The sequence below is a fragment of the Sandarakinorhabdus sp. genome (assembly GCF_051860625.1).
Taxonomy (GTDB): Bacteria; Pseudomonadota; Alphaproteobacteria; order Sphingomonadales; family Sphingomonadaceae; genus Sandarakinorhabdus.
This window is the reverse complement of the sequence record NZ_JBHYDQ010000003.1, coordinates 208,776-231,891: the sequence shown is the minus strand read 5'-3', so window position 1 is coordinate 231,891 and position 23,116 is coordinate 208,776. Positions and strand designations below refer to the sequence as shown.

Below are 23,116 nucleotides of genomic sequence, written 5' to 3'. Positions count from 1 at the left end.
GCGTTGGTGGTGCCGTCATACACACGCTCGACCATGCCGGTCAGGCCGACGGCGAGCGGACGCGGCGTGATCGTGGCTGGCAGACCACCGCCCGTCAGAGGCGTTAGACCATAGCCCACCACTGGTTTACCAAAGCTGTCGACGACCTCGATCGATTTATCCAACAGCTCCAAGCGTGTTGCCAGTACATCCGACCGATCAAAGCGAACACCAGCGATCGAAAGGTTGACTATGTCGCCATTTAAAGCGCCAGAAACGCCAATCTGATAATCGGCAACGTTTGCGAAGCTTGTCCCATCATATACCTTGGTGATTGGACCGGCGCTGACAATACTCAACGTTGGCGTAATGGCATATCCAATACCATTTCCTTGCGATGGAAATTCAGGAAATGACGTAATATTTTCTATCTGATCAAAAATTATCCCATAATACCGAAAATTGTGAATCAAGTTGCCAAGATTGTCACCATTTAGAACAGAAAATGGTGTCGGATTTCCGCTCCATATCAGCCAACGTGATCCCTGGGGATTGAGAGGCACAGAAGCTGTTGATTCATTCGAGAACCCTGCACTTCCCCCTAGCCGTATCTCACCGACAGTGGTTATCGAGGCGTTGGATCCAAGCTGCAGTTTGCCACTTGCGAGGACATCAATGCTGGCAAGCGGTTGAATGCCGCCAATCACCGAGTTGAGTAACAAATTGCCTTGAGCGTGTATCGCCAAATGCGTGCCGCCCTCAGTTTGGCTCGCCGCATCAATTGCCGAAACGATGGTCCAGTCAACATTTCCGCGCAGTTCGATGTCGGCCGCAGCATTGAGGGTTATGGGATTGGCCAACATCGCTGGTGTGGTGGATTCAATCTCCAATATGTTGTTGCCGGCCCCATCAAACACGATTGGCGTAGTGGCGATGCCGCCAATCTTGTCGGTATAAAGCCATCCATCCGCAATCGTGAGCGTGGCGATCTGGTTGCTCCGTCCGTTCAGCCAGAGACGGCCTGATCCGGAAATGCGAAGGGAGTTGGCGGTGACCCCACCCTGCACAACTGATGCGTCACTGACGTCGAGTGTGATATCGCCGGCGCCAGTGTTGATCGAACCGGATGTGAAGCTGGAAGCGTTGACGTCAAGGCTTTCAAGCCGACTGGTATTGCCGATGGCACCGGTAACAATAAGGGGTGCGTTCATCGCCTCCAACTTGATGCTGGCAAGACCGGGTTGTACGGCGTTGATATTCCCAGTGACAGACAGGGCTCCCTGGCTCACAAGTGAGCGATCGCCGGCAATGACAATATTGCCGGACAATTGTATCTGACCATTACCGGAACCGCTAATTAGCGTGCCATTGTAATAAAAACCCAATCCGTTTGTGGTCATTCCGCCTAGAATGGGATCAAAGAACGATAGCTCTACAACGTCTCCACCGCTCGCCTCGCCGAAGAGAAGTGTAATAGGATAATAGGAACCTTCCGATAGATTAATAGAATTTTCTTGATATTGAGGAGGATGAATGCCCCCATTATTTACCAGAGGGGAAGTGTTCGCGAACCTTGCCAAAAATGATTCGGTGGATTCTCCCGCGTTCCCAATGAAAAAATGCGAGGCATCGTCGCTTACGGTTGCGAACGTATAACTACCACTTTGCGGCGCCAGGAAATAACCTACGAAACGTGCAGAATAATTTTCGCCGAAATCCTGCCCGGGCGTGAAAGAATTTATTGCTGTGAAAGGATTATCGAACCTTGAGTCGCTGACAACAAGAGCATTATCAAAATAGGTGTAGTTGTCATTGTAGTAGCCGTCGTATCTTGTGCCGATCAGGCCATCTTTCAATCCGGTTGACATTTTCAGCGACGCGTCGAGGCGCAGCAAACCATTGCCGTCGTTATCGGAGTCAGCGATAAAATTGAAACGCGCATTTGGCCCGCTGGCGATTTCGCCCGCCGGGCCGATCAGCAGATCATGCGCGGCCGAAAGGGTGAGAAGCGTGTTGCTGGTGGCCGACAGGGCGAGCGGTGCGGCGAGGGTCAGCGTGCCAAGGCCTTCCGGGAACAGCCCCGCCGGGGCGGCGCCGGCGGCGACGATGGTAACATTTGTGCCATTGCCCAGGATGCTCGCCACATCCTCTGCGTTGATGGTGCCAGCGGTGCGGGCCAGCGAGAAGCTTTGATAGCTGAGGCCATCGGGGCGGTTGCCATGATAAAGCGGTAGAATCGCCGCATCGCCAACGCCCACGACGCCCGCTGTCACCAAATGGTTGGTGACGTTGATGCCGCCATAGTTGAGCTGAACCTTGCCGGTATCGCTGAGCAGGATTTCAAAACTGTTGAGGTTGCCGATAGCGGTTGGAAATTCGGACGTATTGTACCAGCCAGCCACGAACTGCTTGCTGCCGTTTTCAAGTGTGCGGGTTTGGTAGAAAGGACTGCCGGCGCTGTCGATCAAGTCGGTCCACAGGCCATAGATGGCCCCGCTTGGCGCCGACCCGATCGGCAGCCCGTTACAGCAGCCCTGGCCGATATTGGTGAACGACAGGAACCCGTTCGAGGACAAGAAGACACTTTCGACGGTGGTGTCGCCAAGCGTGAGCGCGAAGCCAAGCGGGACGCTGGTGACGGCATCGTCGGGCAAGGTGGTTGCGGTGGCGCCGGTGGGCCCGATCAACTGGGCGAGGGGCGCTGACAGCCAGGCGTTGTCGCCACTCGCTGTGGGATCAAGAATATCAAAGCGCGGGGCGGTGAGCGTGAACTGGCCGGCGGTGCCATTGCTGGCGGCGGCATTGATGATGATGCCGCGCGCATTGACCGTCGTGCCGGAAATGTTGATCTGGCCGCCGTTGCCCGACGAAGAACCGCCGCTCGCGCGGAAAATGCCTTGGGCGATAGTGGTGCCGGCGACGGTGCCGGTTGCCGAACGCAGGATGATCAGGCCGCCATTGCCGTGGACCGTGGCGCTGGCGTCGAGAACGGCATTGGCGGCGACTTCGACCCAGGTTGCAACTGGCGGGGCGGGCTGGTCGGGTATCGTGGGGGCGGCGCCAAGCCGAATATTGCCACCGCCTTGGCCATGGGCATCGAGGATGGCGCTGCTGGAAACAATGATCGTGTCGCCCGTGGCGAGGATCGTGCCGCCAGCCTGCGGCCCTTTGCCGGCGGACACATCGGTGATGCCGCTGATTGATACTGTGCCATTGGTGCCGGCCGCATACTCGACAGAGCCCAACTTTATCGTGCCGTTGGCCAGCGTGACGCTGCGTGCTTCGACGAGGCCGTCGGTGTTGATGACGGCACCCACGGCGCCCGCAGCGGCGCGGCTGGTCATCAGCACGGTGCCGCCCGCTGCCGAAATGGTGCCGCTGTTGAATATGCCGCCACCGGTCTCCTGTGAGGTCAGATCCTGCGCGATGGCGAAACTGATAAGACCGTCACCTGCAAAATCCAGCGTGAAAGCATTGCCGCTGCCCAGCACGATGCTGTTCAGCTCTGCCGTGATCAGCGCGTTGCCGGCCTCGGCCGTGGTAACGCCACTGACAAAAGCCTGACCGTTATGCACCTGCATGCCGGCCAAAACGGCATAGCCAGTGCCGGCGGCAGCATTGATGGTGATCTGGCCCTCGTTGACGATGCCTGCCTCGGTGATGCCCGAAATCGTCAACCGGTTGGCACTGGCCATGAAATCGGCGGTATTGATGCTGCCGGTTGACGCCAGGAAGCCCGCGGTGTTGATGCGTCCGGCGGCGCCGATGAACAGGCCCGACGGATCGAGGATCCACACCTTGCCATTGGCGCTGATCGTGCCGTCGATGACCGTTCCCGGCCCGCCGGCAGCGACACGGTTCAGCGTGATCGCGCCCGCATTGGGCTGGCTGAACTCAAGCCTGTTGCCCGATGCCACCGACAATGTCTGCCAATCCAGCACTGCGCGCTGACTGGTCTGGGTGATCGTGGTGGTCAAGCCGTCGCCACTGGTGACGACACTGCCAATGGTGCCGGCGTTCACCGCGAACGACGGCGGCGTGGCCACCTGCGCGCGCGCCGGCAATCCGGCCACCGACAGCGCCATTGGCGCGGCAGCGGCGAGCACGACCGCGCGGGCGCGGCGGGCAAAGCGGGGTGACATCGTGTTGGTCATGGCCGCAGTCCCCCTCAGAACGGCAAGGTCGCGGTGAGATTGATGCGTTCGCCGCGCCCGGTCGTTTCCGACACGGTGCGCCGCGCGCTGGCGACATGGGCATCCAGTGCAATCCGGCGGAAGGCCAGCGCCCGCAGGCCGATGCCCAGCGTCGACAGGCGGCTGGTGGCGGCACTTTCGCCATCCAGCGGGTTGACCACCGTCACCGCCGCATCCCCAAAGCCATAGAGCTGGAGATTGTCGACACGCCCCTTGACTGAAAGGCGCGACAGGCTCAGCCGCAGCTCGGCGAGGCCGCCGATCCCCTTGTCGCCTATGATGCTGGATGGATCATAGCCGCGCCCAATGAGGCTGCCGCCGAACATCATCTGTTCGCCCGACATCAGCCGCTGGCCGCTGTACTGGCCTTGCACCACGAACCCGACGCTCAGCGGCCCGAACAGCGGCTGGTTGCGCTGCCACAACAGGGTCAGTTTTTGAAACCTGGGCGCAAAGCCCGCCACCGATGGCAGCAGCGCATCACGATCATTGGCACCGAACGCCAGCAGCCCCTGCGACAGGCCCAGCCGCAGGTTCATGTCGCCGCCCAGCCAGCCGACCTGCCGCCACGCGAGCGCCACGTCGCCGACACTGCTGCGATCCGCCGTCACGGCCTCGCCCAGCGCCGATACAAAGCTGCGGTTGACACTGAAACCAGCCTCCGCAAACAGCGCATCGGCGCGGGTGCGCAGCAAGGGCATTCGCAGTCGCACGCTGCCCGATCCCGAATGGCTGCGCAGATCAAGCGCCGAAACGTCGCCGCCGGGGCGAGCCTGCGCCACGACCAGGCCCACGGTGGCAACGATGCCGCGCCGCCCGATTGGGATGGCATGGCGGATGGTGAACACCCGCAGCTCATCCATCCGTTCACCCGCGGCATTCAGCGTCAGATCTGTCGCGCCGGCCAGCCCCAGCGGCTGCGAGATCGTGGTACCCATCACCAGAGTCAACGGTCCGATCTCATCCGATGAGAGGTTGGAAAGATTGACGAACGACTGCGTCGGCCGCCGCTCCATCTTCAGCACGAGATCGCTGCTCGCCGGCGCCACGCCGGGCTTGAGCACGCTGGTAGCGCGGATGCCCGGCATGTCGTTCAACAGCAGCATGGGCGATTCCAGATCGACGAGCCGCACCGGCCGTGCGCGGGTGACGGGGCCCACCATCCCCTTGCCCAGCCCCGCCATGGCGGCATCGGGTGCCTCGACGAACAGATCGGCGATGAAGCCTTCCAGCACTTGCACGTCCAGCGTCTCGTCGCGCACCTCCTGCGGCGGCACCAGCACGCGGGTGAGGAAATAGCCGCGCGCCCGGTACAGGGCCTCCAGCTTTTCAGTGGCGCGGCGCAGATCATCGAGCACGATCTTTCGGCCTTCCAGCGGCGCGAAGAGACGCGCCAGATCGGCATCGCTGAACATGGTTGCACCCGTGACCCGGATGCGACGCACCGAAAATTCCACCTCGTCGACGGCCCGCGGCACGGCGGCGCGCTCGGGGGTCAGCAGCTTGAGATCATAGGCGCGTTCGGGCAGCGGCAGCGGCTGCACGCGCTGGCGCGAAATATCGGCCTGCGGCGGCGGCAACACACGTGGCGCGGTTTGCGCCGCTGCAGGCATCGCGGCGATCAGCGACAGTGCCAGCCCCAGCCGGGCCGGGTTGGTGTCACTTGTCATCCATCACCACCATGGTTGTGCGTTTGCCGGCCACGATCCGTTCGTGATGAAAGCGGGCCAGCGGATCATCCGGGAAGCGGCCGAGCAGCGCGGCAAAGCGCGCGTCGGCCTCGTGGGCCTCGGCTGTCAGCAGATCATAAGCATCGGCATAATCGCCGATCAGCATGGCATCATCGGTGTCGGCGATCGGCACATAAAGGCCGGTCGCAGTCAGCTTGCCCTTCAGCTGGATGTCGCCGATCTTGCGGAACCGCCGTTCCGGACAGGCATCGACGATCGACTGGGTGCAGCAGATGCGCGTGCCGAAATATTTGTTCACGCCTTCGGTGCGGGCCGCCGTGTTGACCGTGTCGCCCAGTGCGGTGAAATCCATGCGCGACTGCGAACCAAAATTGCCGATCACCGCCTCGCCGCGATGCATGCCGATGCGCGTCACCCCCATCGGCACGCCGCGCGCCACCGCCGCCTTGCGGAACTGTTCGGCGTAGGCATCGAGATCGAGCGCGCACCTGACCGCCCGGTCGGCATGATCGGCCTGCGCCACCGGCGCGTTGAACACCGCCATGATGGCGTCGCCGATGAACTTGTCGATCGTGCCCTGATGGCGCAGCACGATCGTGCAGGCGCCGTCCAGATAGGCGTTGAGCAGATCCGACAGCGCTTCTGGTTCCAGCAATTCCGAAAGCGTGGTGAAGCCGGCGATATCAGTGAACAGGAAGCTGGCATCGCGGCGGCGGCCGGACACGGCGGCGCTTTCGGGATGGCGGATCAGTTCTTCCACCACGGCTGGCGACACATAGCGCGAGAAAGTGCGCTGGATGAACTCGCGCTGCTGGCGCTCGCCGCGACCGATCAAAAGATCCATGATCCACATTGCGCCCGCCAGCGCCAGGCTGGGGCCAAGCAGCGGCAACATCGGCAGGCCATGGCCAAAGCCGATGATCGCGCCGGCCCACCACGCCGCCAGCAGCACCGCGCCCAGCGTCACATTGACGGCAATGCCCCGCCGCAACAGGCTGATGCCGACGCCGGCCGCGGCAAAGGCTGCCGATACGGCGAACAGCATCGCCGGTGGCACCACGGGCGCGGCGCGGCCTTCTAGGAATTGGGCGATGCCGTGCGCCTGCACCAGCACGCCCGGCATATGGCCCAGATCGCCATCATCGATGATCGACAGCGGGGTGAGGTGGCGATCGGTGATCGACAGCACTGCCCCCACCAGGACGGTGCGCCCGCGCAGCAATTCATCGGGCAGGAACGGCAGATACAGCGCCGAGAATGTCGGGATTGCAGCGTTATCGGAGTCGGGGCGGGGCCGCCACGCAATGTCCTGCGCGGTTGTCGGCGGGGTGCCGCCGGCCAATTTCACCATCGTCGGCACAAAGCCCATCGGCGCTGCTGGCGTATAGCGGCGCTGGGCCTTCACCTCCTCGCCGCCTGGATTGATGCGCCGCACCGTCCCGTCAAACGCGTCGGTCAACAGCCGGGCTTCCATGCGGTTGGCTGGTGGCACGAACGACTGTTGATAGGCGTTCTGTTCGGGCGTCATGATCGTCTTTGACGCCGTGAAGCTGAACCGCAACGGCACCTTGGCCGAAGCAATCACTGCCTTCAGCCGATCATCCTTCGCCGGCTCGGTCGGTTGATCGATCAGCACGTCGACGCCGATGGCACGCACGCCCTTGGCCTGCAGCGTGGTGATGACATCCGCCAAGAACGCGCGATCGATGGGCGAACGATAAGTAAAGCCGGCCAGCGTGGCTTCGTCGATGGCGATCACCGCCAGATCGGACGATGGCGGCATCGGCGCCTGCATCGCCGCTACGCGGATATCCTGCAGGCGGGTTTCCAGCTGTTTCAAGGGTGCGATCAGCAGCACCGCGGCGGGCGCCACGATGGCAACCACCACGGCCGTCGCATAGGGGGCCCAACGCGCACTCATGGGGCGGGTTGCGCCAGAGGGGCCGCCAGGTCGGCTTCGATCTTCCGCATCAGCGCATCGGCCTGCTGCACGCAGGCCTTTTCCAGCATCCACGCCACCAGCACGGCGGGATCATCGATGCCGGCCGGAATGATGTTGAGCCGGATGGCGCGTTCCTGCGTTCCGGTCTTGATGACAATCATCTTGGCGCTATCCAGCCGTATCAGCGCCGGCGCGGTAATGCTGTCCTGCCCCGGCTTCCACTGGAAGTCCGCCCGCCACGACCGATCGACCGGATAGACAACGAAACTGGCCGCGTCGGTGGCGGCAGGGCGCCACCACACCGGCGGCGCGTCATCGCGGATGCAACGTTCGCCCGGCCGCGACACGTCGATCAGCCACGGCGAGGGCAGCGTTGCCGCCAGGGCCCCCGATCGCACCGCCCCCACTGTGCTGGCGCGATCGTTGCGCGTTGCAATCAGGGCGGCCAGCGCTAGGCGCGGATTCTGCACCGGGCCGCCAGCCGCTGCCGGCGGGCCATTGTGCGGCCCCTGAACGGTGTTGACCCGGCCATCGGGTCCAACAAGCACGACACGCTCACCAGCCTTGAGGGACAACGGAGCCGCGCTGTCGACGCGCGCGCCGGGGCGCAACTGGCTGCCGCGGGCATCGACGACCACCAGCGGATAGGCGGCCGCATGGCCTGCAGCGCCGGCGACAAGGATCGCCGCAATCAGGCGGGGCGCGCGGATCATGGCTGGCCTCCATCGGCGAGCGGCGCGGTCTTGCCGTCACCAATCACCACGAACGCCCCCCAGAAGAACGGATGGGCCGTGCGCGGCGTGCGCAGGCTGGCGAGCTGTGCGTCACGCAGGGCATCATCCACGGAACGCGTGCGGACCGCACCCATCGAGGCGAACAGGCCGCGCATGAGCGCGCCGGTGGCGGCTGAAGGCACCTGCCAGTGGCTGGCCAACACCGAACGCGCGCCGGCACGGAAGAAGGCGTCGGCCAGCCCGGCCAGCGCGCCCGAACCCATGCGCCCGCCGCCCGGCGTTGCCGTGTTGCACGCCGACAGCACCACCAGATCGGCGCGCAGATTCATCGAAACGATCTCGCTCGCCCCCAGCAAGCCGTCGCCGGCCTCGGTCGCCGCCGGCGCTGCGGGCGGGGTGAGCACCAGCCCGGGTTCGTTCTGGCACTGCAATTCGCCGGGGATCAGCCCGTGGGTAGCGAAATACAGGATACGATAATCGCCCGGCGACGCGTTGCGCAGCGCCGGTTCCGACGCGTCATCACCCATCAGCAGGGTGGCATCGGCCGCACCGATGGCCGCGGCGGCATCGCGAACCTCTTGGCCCGTATCAGGCAGGGCCACCAGACTGCGCAGCAGTTGCGGATCCACCGGCCCGCCGCCCCGACAGCCTGCAAACGCGCGTGCCAGCACCGAACCGGCGCTCTGCTGGCCCGAAAGCGACGGGTTGGCCACCGCCAGCATCATCTTCGGCGCATGGCGCACGACTTGTGTCGAGCGGAGCGCCATGAAGCTCGAAAGGCTGGGCGCGTACGAGACGGCGAGGCGCTGCACCAGCCAGCTTGCCTCGGCATAGCGGCCGGGCTGCGTTGGCGCGGTGACGAGCAGGCCGAACGGCAGGCCGGACAGCGCACCGGCCGGAATGATGTTGAGCCGCCTGATGCCGGCCAGATCGGCGGGCCCAAGCAGCTGACGGTAAAGATCATGCGATGCGGCCAGATCGAACTCGTTGACCGTGCCACCCTCGATCTCCAGCCCGCGACGCAGACGGCGCACCATGTCGGAAAGTGCGGCATCGCCCAGGCCAACCGGGATCAGTTGCAGGCCGGTCCGGCGTGCGAGCAGCACGTACGACCGGTCGCGGCCGACCAGGAACTGGATGAGGCCTTCATCCTCGGCGAGCCGGGCGCGGACATCATCCAGCGAAGCCTGCTGCGGCTTGGTAAGCGCGGCATATTGCGGGAACTGGCCGGCGATCTCGGCAGCAATCACCGCCGACTGGCGCTGGCCATCGGCGACCTGCGCCGCCAGCGCCGCCAGCGCGGCAGCGGGCAAGCGATCCTCGGCGTCGGCGCCCTTGGTTTGCTCCCCGGCCAAGCGAACGCGTGCGTCGGCGAGCGCCAGTGCGTTATCGGCCTGCCGGCGCAGCAGAACGGCCAGCGCCGGCAGCTGATCGGCAAGGCGCGCGGCGGACTGGTTGTTGCTGTGTTCCAGATCGGGCGCGCGCGACAACTGAAAAGCCGCGAACAGTTCAGCCAGCAGCCCCTGCCCTTCGCCAGGATCGGCCAACGTTGGCAGGATGGCATCTACGGCTTGGGCGAACGGGATCAGATCGGCATCCGACAGCGCATTGCGGTCGCGCGGCAGGCCGGCGGCGATGGCAATAGCGCGTCGATAGGTGATGACTGCATTGGCTTGCAGCCCGCCCGCCTGATAGCTGCGCGCCAGTGCCACCCACAGCCGCATGGTAGCGGTGCCATCGCCAAACAGCCCCTGCTGCAGCTTCAATGCGGCCTGGAAATATTTCTCTGCCGCCGGGACACGGCCCAACCCGGCCGTGGCCTCGCCCAGCGTGGCCAGAATTTCGCCGCGCCACCATGGCGGGGTGCCAATGGCGGCATCAATGGTGACCAGCGCTTCGCTGGCGCGCACCGATGCGCTGGTAACGTCGCCGGCCTTCAGCAGCGCCGTCGCTTCCAGATTGAGCGCCATCGCCAGTTCTGCGCCGGCAATATTGCGCACAGAGGCCTGCGATGATGGGTCGCTGTCGTCGTGCAGTTGCCGCCATCGCGCAACGGCCGACGCGGACTCGCTGACGGCGCGATCGCTGTCGCCCTTAAGCAGCGCCAGTTGCGTGCGATAGGCCGCCTGCCGCGCCACACGCGTCGGATCGGCCAGCGCCGCGGTTGCGGTTTCGGCCTGCCGCATCAGGGCGTCGGCCTCGTCGGGCCTGCCCGCCAATGCCACGGCCAGCGCCAGATCCATCACCAGTTCGGCATTGCCGGCGGCATCATTCGGCAACAGCTGCTGCCGCAGGGCCAGCGCCTGCCGGAATGAGGCTTCGGCCGGCTGCACGGCCAGCCGCGCCATTTCCCGCCGGCCTTGCGACCAATTCTGCTTGATCTGTTCCTGATCACGGACACTGCCGATCACCGGCTGCTCGGGCCACAACTTCGCCACCTGCGCCACGAGCCCGGCCGGGGCGGCACGGTCGGTGGCCAGCGCAAGCAGGGCAGGCGCAGCCGCCGCGCTGCCGATCGCCACCTGCAACTTGTTGGCAACGATGGAGACCACCACCAGTTGCTGCCAGCCATCAGCACTGTTGCGGCAGGGTTCGATCAGCACATCATCAACTGTGACAGAAGGCTTGCAGGCCAGCGCCGCCAGTTGCGCAAGCCGTGGCCGTGTCGCCGCCCAGCTTAAAGCCAATTGTTCGGCGTTGCTGCTGCCGGCGGCCTGCGCCGGCACAGCAAAGCGCAACAAGCGGCCGGCCTCCGCCCCGTCACAGCGCAAAAATTGCCCGCGGGTGCCCAGATCGGCGACTGCGCATTGCTCACCGGCAAGGCCCTTCAGCGCATCGGACGCCGGTGCCGCCCAGGCATGCGTGCTCGCGAATGCGGTAAACAACAGCGTCGCCCGTCGCCAATGGCGATACGGCCCTGCGTGCCGCCCAACAAACATTGATGCCACCACCCTGATTGAGCGGGATTTCTGGCATCAAAGGCTTTCGAACGCACTTTAAGATATAACCTAAAGCGGTTCCAATCGTGCGCCAGACGTCAGCTCCACTGAGGTGGTCCCGCCTGTTTGGACAGTATGGCGGCGAAGTTAAGCTCGGCCGTGAACTGGACTTGTAACGGTTTTGCGCCGGTCATCTGAGCTTATAGAGCTCGTGATCCAGCACCATCAGCACCGCACGCTCGCGCACCTCGGGCGCATACTTGTTCGTCGTCTTGCTCATAACGGCTCCACCTTCTCAGGAGTTGCAGCCTCCGGCAAACCCGGCGCGGTTCACAGCGCGCCCCGTTATTTGTCTTTCATGACCCAAATTGCATCCCAGTCGGCCGGGGGCGGGTTCGCACAAAGGAAATGGCAACGGTCGATGTACGTCTGCGCCAGCCTGTCGGCCGGATTGAGCATGATGCAACGTTCAAAACGCTCGGTTGCCTTGCTGAAATTTCTCGCCCGGTAAGCAGCTATACCGTCATTGAACTGGTTCACGACATCCGTGAGGTTGGGAAAGCTCACAGTGTCGTGGTAGTCAAGCACTTCGAACACGCGCACCGGTTCAGTCTTTCCCTTAACCACGACAAGGTCGATGTCTCGCATCCGATACGTTCCACGTAGCCGGCTCATTGTTGATTCACTGATAAGAATCCGCGCTGAGTAAGCCTTGCATGCGCTTTCCAGCCGGCTAGCCAAGTTCACGCCGTCACCGATGACCGTGTAATCCATGCGCTTTGGACTGCCGATGTTGCCCGAAACGACCGTATCGGTGTTGAGGCCCAGCCCCATATCAACGGTCTTCAACCCCTTGGCGCGGCGATCAACATTCCATTCCCACAAGGCCCGGATCATGGCGACACCTGCGCGCAGCGCACGGTCGGCGTCATCTTCGTGCGCTACTGGCAGCCCAAAGCAGGCCATGATCGCATCGCCGATGAACTTGTCGAGCATGCCGCCCTCACGGCTGATGCAGTCTACCATCAAACTGAAATACTCGTTCAAGAAAGCCACTGTGCCTTGGGCGCCGTATTGCTCGGTGATCGTCGTAAATCCGCGCACATCGCTGAACATGATGGTCGCCTCGGCGCTGACCCCGCCGAGCATGTCATGACCGCCCTCACCATCGAGCATCTGCGCTGCGATGACCGGGTCCATGTACCTGGACATCGTCGATTTCATGCGCTTCTCGGTGCTGATGTCCTCAAACATCAACATCGAGCCAAGTTTACTGTCATTGTCCTCGGACACCAGCGGACTGACGGTAAGGTTGACCGACCGTGTCTGCCCCCCCAACGTCATTGTCACATCTGGCAGCAGATCGCTCGCCTGTTCGGCCTGGACAGCCGCAATCTTGTCTAGCAGCCAAGCGCCATCCTCGGTGAGTAAGTCGGGCAGGCTGGATCCCAAGAGGTTTTGCCCTCCTTCCCAAATCCGGCGGGCTGCCGTGTTGGCGGTGACAATCTTGAACGCAGGATCAAGCGTAATTACTCCGTTCGACATGCTCGCCAGCATCGAAACATTGTAGTTTTTGACTCGCTGCACGTCGTCGAAGAGTTTTGAATTTTCGAGGGCGATCGAGACTTGTGCAGTGAATGCTTTAAGCCGCTGCTCATCCTCATCCGTGAATATGCCACCCTTCTTATTCAGCACCTGGGTAACGCCGATCGTTCGATTGTCCTTGTTGACGATCGGTACGCACAGGATTGAACGCGTGAAGAAGCCCGTCTGCCGATCAAACGCCGGATTGAACCGCAAGTCGGCGTAGGCATACGGTATGTTCATGGACTGGCCCGATGTGAACACCGCGCCGGCGATGCCAGCGTGGCTGGGCAGGCGAATCTCGGCGATCTCGCCGCCGCTGACGACGCGGGAAAACAATGTCTGCGTGGCTGAATCATGAAGGAATATGGTTGCGCGCTCAGACTGGAGCATGTTGCACGTTTCGGCCACGACGCGCTTCAGCAGTGCCGAGAGATCAAATTCCGAATTGATGTCGGACACCAATTCCAAGAATGACATCTCCTTGGCGCGGTTACGCTGGATCTGTTCGATAAATTGCAGGCTCTGGAGTGCGATCGCCGCCTGACGGGTCATGTCGACGAGCAGCAACAGATCCTCGGCGGTGAACGTGCTATCCCGCTTGTTGAGACTTTGCATGACACCAATGATCTCATCCGACATCGTGCGCACGGGCACGCATAAAATCGTCTGGGTGCGATAGCCGGTGCGCTCATCAACAGATGAGTTGAAGCGCTCGTCGGCATAGGCATCATCGACCAGCGCTGGCTCGCCGGACTGGAATACCGAGCCTGCAACACCGGATGAGTTGAGCACGCGGATTTCCCGCGTGAGCTTGCCCTGCGCAACCCGCGAAAACAACTCACCCGAAACCGGATCGTTCAGAAACAAGCTGCCGCGATCGCAGTTGAGGGCATTCGACGTCATCTCCACCAGCACTTCGAAGATGCCGTCGAGAGACGATTTCTGGGCGCAGCGCCGCGACACCTCGAGCAACAGCGTCGCCCTTCGGAGCGCCTGAGCGCTCGATTGGCGCACCGGCGAACCGCTGCGCGCCTTGGGCTTCTGGACATTCATGCCATTTGCTCAAGTTTGCTGCGCAAGGCGACGACCTGCGCTTGTAAGACGGCCCGCTCGCGCGCGAACGCTGCGGCTTGGTCTTCCAACGCCTGTTTTCCGTCGGTTTTCATTGCTTCAAGCTGCGCGCGCATCTGATTGATTGTCGCCACCATTTGGCGCGTCTCGGCCTGCGCGGCTGCGCGTTCGGCCTGTACCGCGGCATCACGCTCAGCCGTCAGGGCATCAAGCTTGTCTCGCATGACCTGCACAGTGGCCATCGTCTGCCGATTATCGTCGGCCAGCGCTGCCTGTGCCTGCACAACGCGCGCATCGGCCGCTTGACGCTCGGCCTCGAGCCGGGTGCGCAGCGCTTCTATCGTCGCGCGCATTTGTTGACCTTTCGCCCGCATCTCGGTCAGATCGCTGGCGACGCCAGCGACCACGGCGGGATCCTTAGTCATGGCAACGTTCGTTCAGCGATTGGCGGACCAGGCCCTGCATTTTGGCGTCGAAGCGGGCCAGTACCGGGAATTCCTCAACCACATCAAACAGCGTGACCAACGCGCCTGCTTGCCAGCGGTGAAGGGCGAGCGCCGGTGGACCATTGACAACCATCGATCGTCCATCGGGCTCTTCAGGATCAATGGTATTGACGTCGAGGGTCAATTCTGCCGATGTCGATCCGCAGACAATTACAGGCACACCCTGCCAGCAAGAAGCAATCGGGCGATGAAGATGCCCGCACCAGATCCCACGCAGTTGCCTGTGCCCGGCAATTGTTCTCCCAAAGCGCTGGACCCAGGGTTCGGCCTGATCGGTGTCCATCCAGGCAATACCTGCCGCGAATGGTGGATGGTGCATGACGATTACACTCGGCGTGTCGGTGTCCTCGGCGAGACGCGCGGCCAACCAGTCAGCGCGAACTTCGCAGTACCCGCCGCCGTGGCGCCCGGGTTCTAGAGTATCGATCATGATCAGGCGGAGTCCATCGAGCGCAACGCAATACTGAACGAAGCCATCGACAACGGGGACATCCGGAAAAACGGCTGAAAAATTGGCGCGATCATCATGATTACCGATGATCGGAAAAATGGGCATCGGTGCCGCGGACAGCGCATCCCTAAGGCGCTGGTAACTGGCAATATCGCCGCGATCAACCAGGTCACCGGTCAACACCAATAGATCCGGGCGGTTCACACCCCGTGTTACCCGGGCCAACGCAGCATCAAGGCGATGACGGTTTGGCTCGTCTGGCCGATCTGGCTCGAAACCAATATGCAGGTCAGTAATCTGAGCAATCAGCATAGCTTCCCCGCTATTAACCGTTCCCCAATGTGGAAGCCCGCTGCCATTCTAAATTGTTGTAAAAACTTGTATTTCTGCTTTGTTGCGCGCGCATTTTAGGTAACGCCCAATCGGCATATTGTCGCACCAAGGATCTCCAAACGCACCCCAAGATTGAACCGTAAGCGGTCATGATTACCCTGACCCACTGCACGTTTCCGGGACCGTTCCGAGTTGAGGGTCCCCCGGGTTCTCCTCCAAGCTGAAGGTGAGCATCCGGCGTGAGGATCGGTATCGAAACTGGGCCCCGCTCTTGTTCAGCACAGATGCCTGAAGTTGTTCGAAAAATCATGTTTGATCGAGTTCCGACCGACATAAATCGGGACCCCGCATGACTTGCGACTCCTCAACAATTTTCGATGTTTAGCGCCAATGTCAGGGGGCCGCTTCAGCGCCTATCCACAATCATCGTCTGGAATGGATGCTGAGATCCGGAGGCATGCAAGTCGTGCTCGATGGCCTTGCCGATGGCACTATCAGGTTTTCGAGCGAAATCAGCGCATAAGGTCAAGACGATCCTGCTTCGCTTTTCTTGCATGCTCCGCAATCGAACCGAGGATGCGCCCTATAAAGTCGGGTGAATATTGTCGTTCGACTGCCAAACCTCCAATATCGTACGGAGTGCGGTGACAAACGCCAGCGGCTGATCGAGCATGAGGTGGTGGCGAGCCTTTGGAACAGCGATGATCGGAATATCGGTGCCGCCCAATTCCCGCACATATTCAGCCGAGTCAGGGGTGAACAACAGGCTTTCCGCGCCATACACGATGGCCTTGCGGCCGGGAACTGCAACCAGGCGCTTGCCGATCTCATGCCATCCCTGCTCCGCGCTGTCCTGACGGAAAACTTCGGGATCAAACTTCCAGGTCCATTCCTCGCCGGCCCGACGCAGCGAGTGAAAGGCCATGTAATCCATCAGAAATGGCTCACCGACAGGCTGCGGCGGCGAAAGCACGTATCGGCTGCGCGCGGTGGGATAGTCCGGATAGCGGCGTTGTGGCTTGTCGGGATCGCCCGAGCCCGGACGCCCATTTCCTTGCCGGTTCCGCGCCTCCAGCACCTCGGGCCGCAGCACCATCATGTCGCACAGGATCAAGCCGGAAAATCGTTCCGCCGCCAACGCCATCGCGGTCAAGCCGACGGAAGCACCAAAGCTGTGCGCAATGATGACCGGCTTGGCCGGTCCATCGAACAGCCCAAGCGCCTCGGCAACCCCGACCATCTCCGCGCCGCGCGCATGCGCATTGCACCCAGGCCGGTTGGCGCTGTCGCCCATTCCCGACAGGTCATAGGCGATGACGTGATGGTCCCCCGCCAGAAACGGAGCGATGAACGCAAAGCACCGCGCATGCGCCAGAAAGCCATGCGTCATCAGGACCGGGGGATGCTTGGCGTCGCCCCATCGAAAATAATGGATGCGTGTTCCGTCTACTTCGATGAAGCCTTCCTCGCGCGGCACGGCGAGTGCTTCGTGAAACCAGTCGGGCAGAGCATCTGGCTGCGGTGCCCAGAGCGGGTCGATGTCATCACTTGCGTCCACGCAGGGACCTCCTTGCAATCCGCCAGCATCTAGCGGTCCCTTGACGTCAGGACAAAGCCTCAATCACGTCCGTCTCCAAATTGTCAGGCGTTGGCGCCCCCGGCAAACCCGGCGCGGCTCAAACCAAGGGACCAGCCGGCTCGGCTGGCCCGCGTAATCGACTGATTATCAAGAGTTTTCAGTGGGGGAAAATGGTGGACGCGGCAGGGATTGAACCTGCGACCCCTGCGATGTCAACACAGTGCTCTACCACTGAGCTACGCGTCCACGGGTGGGAGGCTGTTAGTGGCAACGCCCCCCCTTGGCAAGCCCCTGTGCAACCGTGCGGGTGGGCGCGTCAATTACCAGCTTTGCGCAAAGCCGTGGCTGGCCTAGCAGGGAGGACATGGCGCAAGCGTCCCCATCCATGTTGCCGCCCTGGCGGCAGACCGGTGATGCCGATGGCCGATGGCCGTTGTTGCTGGCGTCCCCGCACAGCGGGCGCCATTATCCGGCTGCCTTGCTGGCGGGATCGCGGCTCAGCCTGATGCAGTTGCGCCGGGCCGAGGATGCGTTTGTCGATGCATTGCTGGATGGCATTTCCGGCGTGCCGGTAATCAGCGCGACTTATGCCCGCTGCTGGCTGGACCTGAACCGCGCGGCAGACGAGCTTGATCCGGCAATGTTCGATGGGGTGTTGGACGTGCCTGCCGTGATCAGTGAACGGGTGCAGGCGGGGCTGGGTGTCATTCCGCGCCTGGCTGGCTATGGTCTGGAGATCAATGCCCGCCGCCTGGCGGTGCAGGAGGCCGGCGACCGGCTGGCGGCGCTGCATCGGCCGTGGCATGATCGGCTGGCTGGCATATTGGCGCTGGCGCGGGCCCGGCATGGCAGTGCCTTGCTGATCGATTGCCACAGCATGCCCTCCCCCACCGGCGTTCGGCCGCCGCAGATCGTGCTGGGGGACTGCCACGGCCGCAGCAGCCATCCGGCCATCATGACTGCGATCGAGGACCATTTCCGCCGGCTGGGCTGGCGGGTGGCGCGCAACAGCCCCTATGCCGGCGGCCATACCACGCGCCGCCACGGCCAGCCGACCAGCGGCATCCATGCCGTGCAGATCGAGATCGACCGGGCGCTGTATCTGGATCCGCATCGCCTGACACTGCACAGTGGTGCCGGCCGCGTGCGCGCAGCCTTTACCGGGCTGGTGCAGCGCTTGCTGGCCGACTGGCCGCGGCTGGTCGGGCCGGCGCCGTTCGTCCAAGCCGCCGAGTAATCAAAAGGCCGCGCCGGCTGGGGGAAGGCCGGCGCGGCCAGGATCGGGGCTGTTCAGCGCCCGGGGAGGGTGGCAGGCATGTGCCACAGGCGCGGCCGCGAGGGGGAAAGCGGCGCCGCCATGATCCCGATTTGGGATGCGGCGCGCGGATTTCAAGTGCCGCGCACCGACCCCATTTTCGGCATCAGAATGCCACGCGCAGCGACACGCGAATGTCCCGCCCCAGCAGCGGCGCAACATCTTTCAGGAAGCTGCTGTGGCGGCGGGCCTCGACGTCGAAGATGTTGTTGGCCTGCACGATCACGGTGGTTGGCGCGTCGACGCCGAAGGGTTTCCAGCTCAGGCTGGCGTTGACCATGGTCCATGCCGGCGTGGTGGTTTCGATCGCCGCCACGCGCGTTTGCGCGGTCACATGCTCAACCTCCAGCCGACCGCCGACAACGCCGCCGCTCGCCTCGATGCCGCCCAGCAGGCGCAGCGGCGGGATGCGGGGCACTGCACCGCCGCCATTCAACAGGGTGGCGCGGGTAAAATCGAGCAGACCAGTGGCATCGATGCGGGTCTGGCCCAGCCGCGCCAATCGCACGGTGCCTTCCACTTCCAGGCCCCAGAACCGGGCATCGGTCTGGGTGTAGGCAAAGACCGGCAGTTCATCTTCTTCCGCGCCGGTGGGGTTCAGATAGATGAAATTATCGAAGCGGGTGACGAAGCCCGACACTTCGAAACGCCAGCCCTCGCCGCGGCCACGCAGCACGGCTTCGGCGCCGATCTGGCGTTCGGTGCTGAAATTGGGGTTGCCGATCTCGAATGCACGCGTGGCCAGGTGGGCCCCGTTGGCGAACATTTCTTCGGCTGCCGGCGCGCGTTCGGCGCGTGACACGCTGGCGGCCAGGCGAAAGCCGCCGCCCACGTCGACCGAGCCGCCCGCCGACAGCGAGAAAGCATCAAAGCGACGCTCGCGGCCGACCTCGGCGGATTTCACATTGGTATGTTCGTAACGCGCGCCGCCTTCCAGGCGGACCTGACCCAGATCAATCTCCTGCAGCGTGAAGACCCCGATCTGGCGGGTTTCGTTGGCGGGGATATAGGCTTCCTCGCCGACAGCGCGGAAATTGCGGCTGAAATACTGGACGCCGCTGGCCCCCTGCCAACTGCCCTGGCGTTCCTGCACCAGTTCCACGCGGGCTTCCCAACTGCGGTTGAAGAAGCTGGTGCCGATCTCGCCGTCGCCTTCGATCTCGTCGTGGCGGTAATCGGCCCAGCCGCCGCGCAGCTTCACTTCCTTGAAGGCACCGCCAATCGGCACGGCACCGCGGATATCGACGCGCGTCTGCCGCATGTCGAGGGTGATATCCTCGTGGCTGTGCTCCTCATGATCATCGTGATCATCGTCATGGTCATCATGATGGTCGTCGTCATGATCATCGTGGTGCTCGATCTCCAGCCCGTTCGGCACGCCATAGCGGTTGGCAAGATGGCTGACCGCCACACCGAAACTGGCACCGCTCTGGCCGACCCAGGCAATACCGCCGGCAATGTCCCAGGTGCGTGCCGACGTGTTGGGCACGCGGCCGCGCGCCTGGGCCTCCTCGGCGACTTCGCCGCCTTCTTCCGCAGCTTCGGCGCGCAGTTCGCGGCTGAAGACGAAGCCGCCGCTGCGATAATCGCCCGACTGGAAGAAGCTGCCATCGGCGTGGGCCACGAAGCCGCCGCCCAGCGGCACGTTCAGGGCGCCGGCGATGCTGCGTTCACGCGCCGCCGATCCAACGCCAGCGGCGGCATCGATGTGCGGGCCGTCCGGCACTTCGCGGGGGATGCGCAGGTCGCGCATGTTGACGACGCCGCCGATGGCGCCCGAACCGAACAGCAGCGCGGCCGGGCCGCGCAGCACTTCGATACGGTCGACCAGCAGCGGGTTCACCGCCACCGCGTGATCGACCGACGTGTTGGACACATCGAAACTGCCGATGCCATCGGTCAGCACCCGCACCCGTTCGGCATCCAGGCCGCGCAGGATCGGCCGCGAGGCATTGGGGCCGAAAAAGCTGGCCGACACACCTGGCTGGCGGGCCAGCGTCTCACCGATCGTCGAGCGCGTCTCGCGCTGCAGATCATCGCCCTGCAAAACCGAAATTGCGGTCGCCACCAGGCGGCGATCACGCGCATAGGGCGCGGACACCAGGATTTCCGGGTCGGTGGTGCCATGCTGGGTATCGGCCTGCGCAGCATCCTGAGCCCAGGCCGGCGCGGTGGTGGACAACAACAGCAATGCAAGCAGAGACGCGCGACAAGCCATGAATCAAGCCTTTTTGTTTTTTGAAGACCCCCGCGACCCTCAGGTCGCTCGCTCTGCCGATAAGATGATACGACATATCACGTCAAGGGGTGGCCGCCACGAAAAAGGGGCGGTGGCTCGCGCCACCGCCCCTGATTTCAGAACGATGAAGGCTGTCAGGCAGCCTTGGCCGTCACGGCAGCATATTGGCGCTCGAACAGCGGGCTGATCAGCGACAGGCTAAACAGATGGGCATAGACAAGGCCGAGCAGACCGGACTGCACCATCTTGCGTGTCTGATCGCCGCGCAGATTCTGCAGCTTCTGTTCATCGACCATCCGGAAACCGCGGTACACGGCCGGCTGGGCCAGGCCTTCGCGCTGGATGGTGACTTCACCGTCCATCAGCAGGTCGAGCTTGGTCAGCTCTTCCATGAAGCTGCGGGTGCGGCCCACGGCCTGTTCGAACTGTTCGCAGAACTGCAGGATATTCTTGGTGGTGTCGCTCGGCTCGGTGCCGTTGAACAGCTTCTCGCCTTCGTTTTCAACGACCACACCCGACGCATCGTCAAAGCACAGCGACAATTCCTGCGCATCCGGCGTCAGCCGCGCCAGCATGAACGGATAGCGGCGGACGAAGGCCGGGATGTAATTGTTGGGTTCCCACTGATCATCGGCGCCGACGTACAGATTCTGGCCTTCCTGCAGACCGACCAGCGCCAGCGGCGCGGGGTTTTCGCCCACACCGAACACGATCGGATAGTTGCGCTGCACCAGCGGAAATTCGTCCACGGTCACCGGGATGGCATGGGTGCCACGGGTGAAGGCCAGGTTGCCCAGCGGCTTCAGGCCATGGTTGGGATGCAGCTGCGACGACAGCGGCGCCAGGCCGTTGTAGAAAAGCGGAAGCTGATTGGCAGGAGGCTGACTGGCCATGGTGACACGGGTTCTTTCGTGACTGGAGTGGATAAAACTCGGGCCGCCTTCCTAGAGCGGTGGGCAAACCAGTGCAAGACCATGGTGCGACCTGCTGTCGCGAAGTAATGCCGGCTAGACTGTGACCGCCTGATAAAGTTTGCCGGGATTCATGATGTCCTGCGGATCGAGCGCAGCCTTGATCGTGTGCATCGCCGCCAGCCGGGCCGGATCGCCAAGCCGGGCCAGATCGGCGCGTTTCAGCACGCCGATGCCATGTTCGGCCGAGATCGACCCGCCAGCCGCAACCACCAGTTCATGCACAAGCGCAGAGACCGCTTCCCGATGGGCCGCGATCCATTCGGCAGCGCCATCGGCCGGTGCCCGCACATTGAAGTGCAGATTGCCGTCGCCCAGATGCCCGAAGGCCAGCACGCGGGCGCCGGGAAACAAGGTTTCGACCCGGACGGTCGCAGCTTCGGCAAAGTCCGGCATGTCGGCGACCGGCACGGCGATGTCGTGGTGGACGGCCGGGCCATCCCGACGTTCGGCCAGCGGCAATTCCTCGCGCAGCCGCCACAGCGCCTGGCCTTGCGCCTCGCTTTGCGCAATCACCGCGTCATCGGCATCGGCAAGTCCTTCCGCCAGCAGATCATCGAGCGGCATCGGGCCGGCCAGTTCCACCAGGCACTGCCAACGATGGGCAGCCGCCAGCGGCGGGCGCAGGCCAAGATGCTGTTCGACCAGCGCCAGGCCATCAGCAGGCATCAATTCGAAACTTTCGACCTGGCCGCCGCTCAGCAGGCGCAACCGGGCCAACAGCGCCAGGGCGCGCTGCGGCCGGTCGACCCCGGCCCAGCCGATGGCGCGATGGCGCGGCGCCGGCACCAGTTTCAGCGCCAGCGCGGTGATGATGCCGAGCGTGCCTTCGGACCCGATCAGCAACTGCTTCAGATCGAGGCCGCTGTTGTCCTTCACCAGGCCATGCAGTTGATTGAGCACACTGCCATCGGGCAGCACCGCCTCCAGCCCGCCGACCAGCGCGCGCATGGTGCCGTGCCGCAGCACCTGCACGCCGCCAGCGTTGGTCGCCGCCAGCCCACCGATCGTGGCCGAGCCCTTGGCGCCGAGCGATAACGGAAACGCCAGTCCGTGCGCCGCCGCCGCTGCATGAACATCGGCCAGCACGACGCCCGCATCGGCCACCAGCAACTGGCCAGCAGCATCGACGCGGCGAATATTGTTCATCCGCCGCGTGGACAGCAGCACGGCCGAGCCATCGGCGGGCGGGATACCGCCGCCGACAAGGCCGGTGTTGCCGCCCTGCGGCACCAGCGCGACGCGGTGCGCCGCCGCGGCCCGCACGATGGCAACGACAGTGGCGGTATCACGCGGCAGCAGCAGCAGCGGCGTCGCGCCGGTATAGCTGCCCCGCCAGTCGGTGAGGCTGGGCGCGATCAATGCGGCATCGTCGGTCCAGTCGGCACCGGCCGCCGCCTTGATTGCAGATAGCGCGTCGCCCGAAGGCGGATGCATCGTCGGACCAGTCATGTCGTTCCCTTATCGCCATTGCCGGCCAGGCAAAACCCCATAAGCGCAGTGGCGATTCTGCGCTGCACTGGCTTGCATGGATCATTCAGCAAGGGTTCAATGCGTCAGCGGCACGGCAGCCGGGCTGGTGGTTG

The 23,116-nt window shown here is 63.3% G+C and carries 13 protein-coding genes and 1 tRNA gene; 1 reads left to right on the top strand and 13 read right to left on the bottom strand.

Annotated elements, in window-relative coordinates; genetic code table 11:
* The 10 genes from ACTIEZ_RS05200 to ACTIEZ_RS05155 form a co-directional block, all read right to left on the bottom strand.
* The coding region (locus ACTIEZ_RS05200; RefSeq protein WP_439545587.1) for a beta strand repeat-containing protein at window positions 1–4,133 on the bottom strand (4,133 nt) is incomplete at its 3' end.
* Window positions 4,134–4,147: 14 nt separating this feature from the next.
* On the bottom strand, window positions 4,148–5,842 hold the full coding sequence (locus tag ACTIEZ_RS05195; RefSeq protein WP_439545586.1) for a ShlB/FhaC/HecB family hemolysin secretion/activation protein: 1,695 nt from the start codon (window positions 5,840–5,842) through the stop codon (window positions 4,148–4,150).
* Window positions 5,832–7,784: a CHASE2 domain-containing protein gene (locus tag ACTIEZ_RS05190; RefSeq protein ID WP_439545585.1), complete on the bottom strand. Its 1,953-nt coding sequence runs from the start codon at window positions 7,782–7,784 to the stop codon at window positions 5,832–5,834. The genes ACTIEZ_RS05195 and ACTIEZ_RS05190 overlap by 11 nt, the downstream gene beginning before the upstream one ends.
* Entirely contained in the window at window positions 7,781–8,518 is a 738-nt protein-coding gene (locus ACTIEZ_RS05185; RefSeq protein WP_439545584.1) for a hypothetical protein, read from the bottom strand. The genes ACTIEZ_RS05190 and ACTIEZ_RS05185 overlap by 4 nt, the downstream gene beginning before the upstream one ends.
* The gene (locus ACTIEZ_RS05180; protein ID WP_439545583.1) at window positions 8,515–11,424 is read right to left on the bottom strand and encodes a CHAT domain-containing protein; all 2,910 of its coding nucleotides are present in this window, start codon (window positions 11,422–11,424) and stop codon (window positions 8,515–8,517) included. Before ACTIEZ_RS05180 ends, ACTIEZ_RS05185 begins: the two co-directional genes overlap by 4 nt.
* A 399-nt stretch (window positions 11,425–11,823) precedes the next feature.
* On the bottom strand, window positions 11,824–14,118 hold the full coding sequence (locus tag ACTIEZ_RS05175; RefSeq protein ID WP_439545582.1) for a GAF domain-containing protein: 2,295 nt from the start codon (window positions 14,116–14,118) through the stop codon (window positions 11,824–11,826).
* Window positions 14,115–14,561 (bottom strand): hypothetical protein, encoded by a 447-nt coding sequence (locus ACTIEZ_RS05170; RefSeq protein ID WP_439545581.1) that lies wholly within the window; start codon window positions 14,559–14,561, stop codon window positions 14,115–14,117. The genes ACTIEZ_RS05175 and ACTIEZ_RS05170 overlap by 4 nt, the downstream gene beginning before the upstream one ends.
* Entirely contained in the window at window positions 14,554–15,405 is an 852-nt protein-coding gene (locus ACTIEZ_RS05165) for a phosphodiesterase (protein WP_439545580.1), read from the bottom strand. The genes ACTIEZ_RS05170 and ACTIEZ_RS05165 overlap by 8 nt, the downstream gene beginning before the upstream one ends.
* Before the next feature lie 604 nt (window positions 15,406–16,009).
* Window positions 16,010–16,984 (bottom strand): alpha/beta fold hydrolase, encoded by a 975-nt coding sequence (locus tag ACTIEZ_RS05160; RefSeq protein WP_439545579.1) that lies wholly within the window; start codon window positions 16,982–16,984, stop codon window positions 16,010–16,012.
* Window positions 16,985–17,176: 192 nt separating this feature from the next.
* A tRNA-Val gene (locus ACTIEZ_RS05155) sits at window positions 17,177–17,251 on the bottom strand.
* A 118-nt stretch (window positions 17,252–17,369) separates the two neighbouring features.
* Here ACTIEZ_RS05155 and ACTIEZ_RS05150 point away from each other — a divergent pair.
* Window positions 17,370–18,242: an N-formylglutamate amidohydrolase gene (locus ACTIEZ_RS05150; RefSeq protein WP_439545578.1), complete on the top strand. Its 873-nt coding sequence runs from the start codon at window positions 17,370–17,372 to the stop codon at window positions 18,240–18,242.
* A gap of 184 nt (window positions 18,243–18,426) precedes the next feature.
* Here ACTIEZ_RS05150 and ACTIEZ_RS05145 read toward each other — a convergent pair whose 3' ends face one another.
* The 3 genes from ACTIEZ_RS05145 to ACTIEZ_RS05135 all read right to left on the bottom strand — a co-directional run bounded on the left by ACTIEZ_RS05145 (window position 18,427) and on the right by ACTIEZ_RS05135 (window position 22,982).
* Complete coding sequence (locus tag ACTIEZ_RS05145; RefSeq protein WP_439545577.1) at window positions 18,427–20,538, bottom strand: TonB-dependent receptor; 2,112 nt, start codon at window positions 20,536–20,538, stop codon at window positions 18,427–18,429.
* Window positions 20,539–20,693: 155 nt separating this feature from the next.
* Entirely contained in the window at window positions 20,694–21,452 is a 759-nt protein-coding gene (locus ACTIEZ_RS05140) for a SapC family protein (protein ID WP_439545576.1), read from the bottom strand.
* A gap of 114 nt (window positions 21,453–21,566) precedes the next feature.
* Window positions 21,567–22,982, bottom strand: a complete 1,416-nt coding sequence (locus ACTIEZ_RS05135; RefSeq protein ID WP_439545575.1) for an FAD-binding oxidoreductase — start codon at window positions 22,980–22,982, stop codon at window positions 21,567–21,569.
* Between the last annotated feature and the right edge of the window lie 134 nt (window positions 22,983–23,116).

What these genes read in the sequence shown, in the direction of transcription:
- ACTIEZ_RS05195 (WP_439545586.1), bottom strand. Translation starts at nt 5,842, where the DNA reads ATGACAAGTGACACCAACCCGGCCCGGCTGGGGCTGGCACTGTCGCTG.
- ACTIEZ_RS05190 (WP_439545585.1), bottom strand. Translation starts at nt 7,784, where the DNA reads ATGAGTGCGCGTTGGGCCCCCTATGCGACGGCCGTGGTGGTTGCCATC.
- ACTIEZ_RS05185 (WP_439545584.1), bottom strand. Translation starts at nt 8,518, where the DNA reads ATGATCCGCGCGCCCCGCCTGATTGCGGCGATCCTTGTCGCCGGCGCT.
- ACTIEZ_RS05175 (WP_439545582.1), bottom strand. Translation starts at nt 14,118, where the DNA reads ATGAATGTCCAGAAGCCCAAGGCGCGCAGCGGTTCGCCGGTGCGCCAA.
- ACTIEZ_RS05170 (WP_439545581.1), bottom strand. Translation starts at nt 14,561, where the DNA reads ATGACTAAGGATCCCGCCGTGGTCGCTGGCGTCGCCAGCGATCTGACC.
- ACTIEZ_RS05165 (WP_439545580.1), bottom strand. Translation starts at nt 15,405, where the DNA reads ATGCTGATTGCTCAGATTACTGACCTGCATATTGGTTTCGAGCCAGAT.
- ACTIEZ_RS05150 (WP_439545578.1), top strand. Translation starts at nt 17,370, where the DNA reads ATGGCGCAAGCGTCCCCATCCATGTTGCCGCCCTGGCGGCAGACCGGT.
- ACTIEZ_RS05145 (WP_439545577.1), bottom strand. Translation starts at nt 20,538, where the DNA reads ATGGCTTGTCGCGCGTCTCTGCTTGCATTGCTGTTGTTGTCCACCACC.
- ACTIEZ_RS05140 (WP_439545576.1), bottom strand. Translation starts at nt 21,452, where the DNA reads ATGGCCAGTCAGCCTCCTGCCAATCAGCTTCCGCTTTTCTACAACGGC.
- ACTIEZ_RS05135 (WP_439545575.1), bottom strand. Translation starts at nt 22,982, where the DNA reads ATGACTGGTCCGACGATGCATCCGCCTTCGGGCGACGCGCTATCTGCA.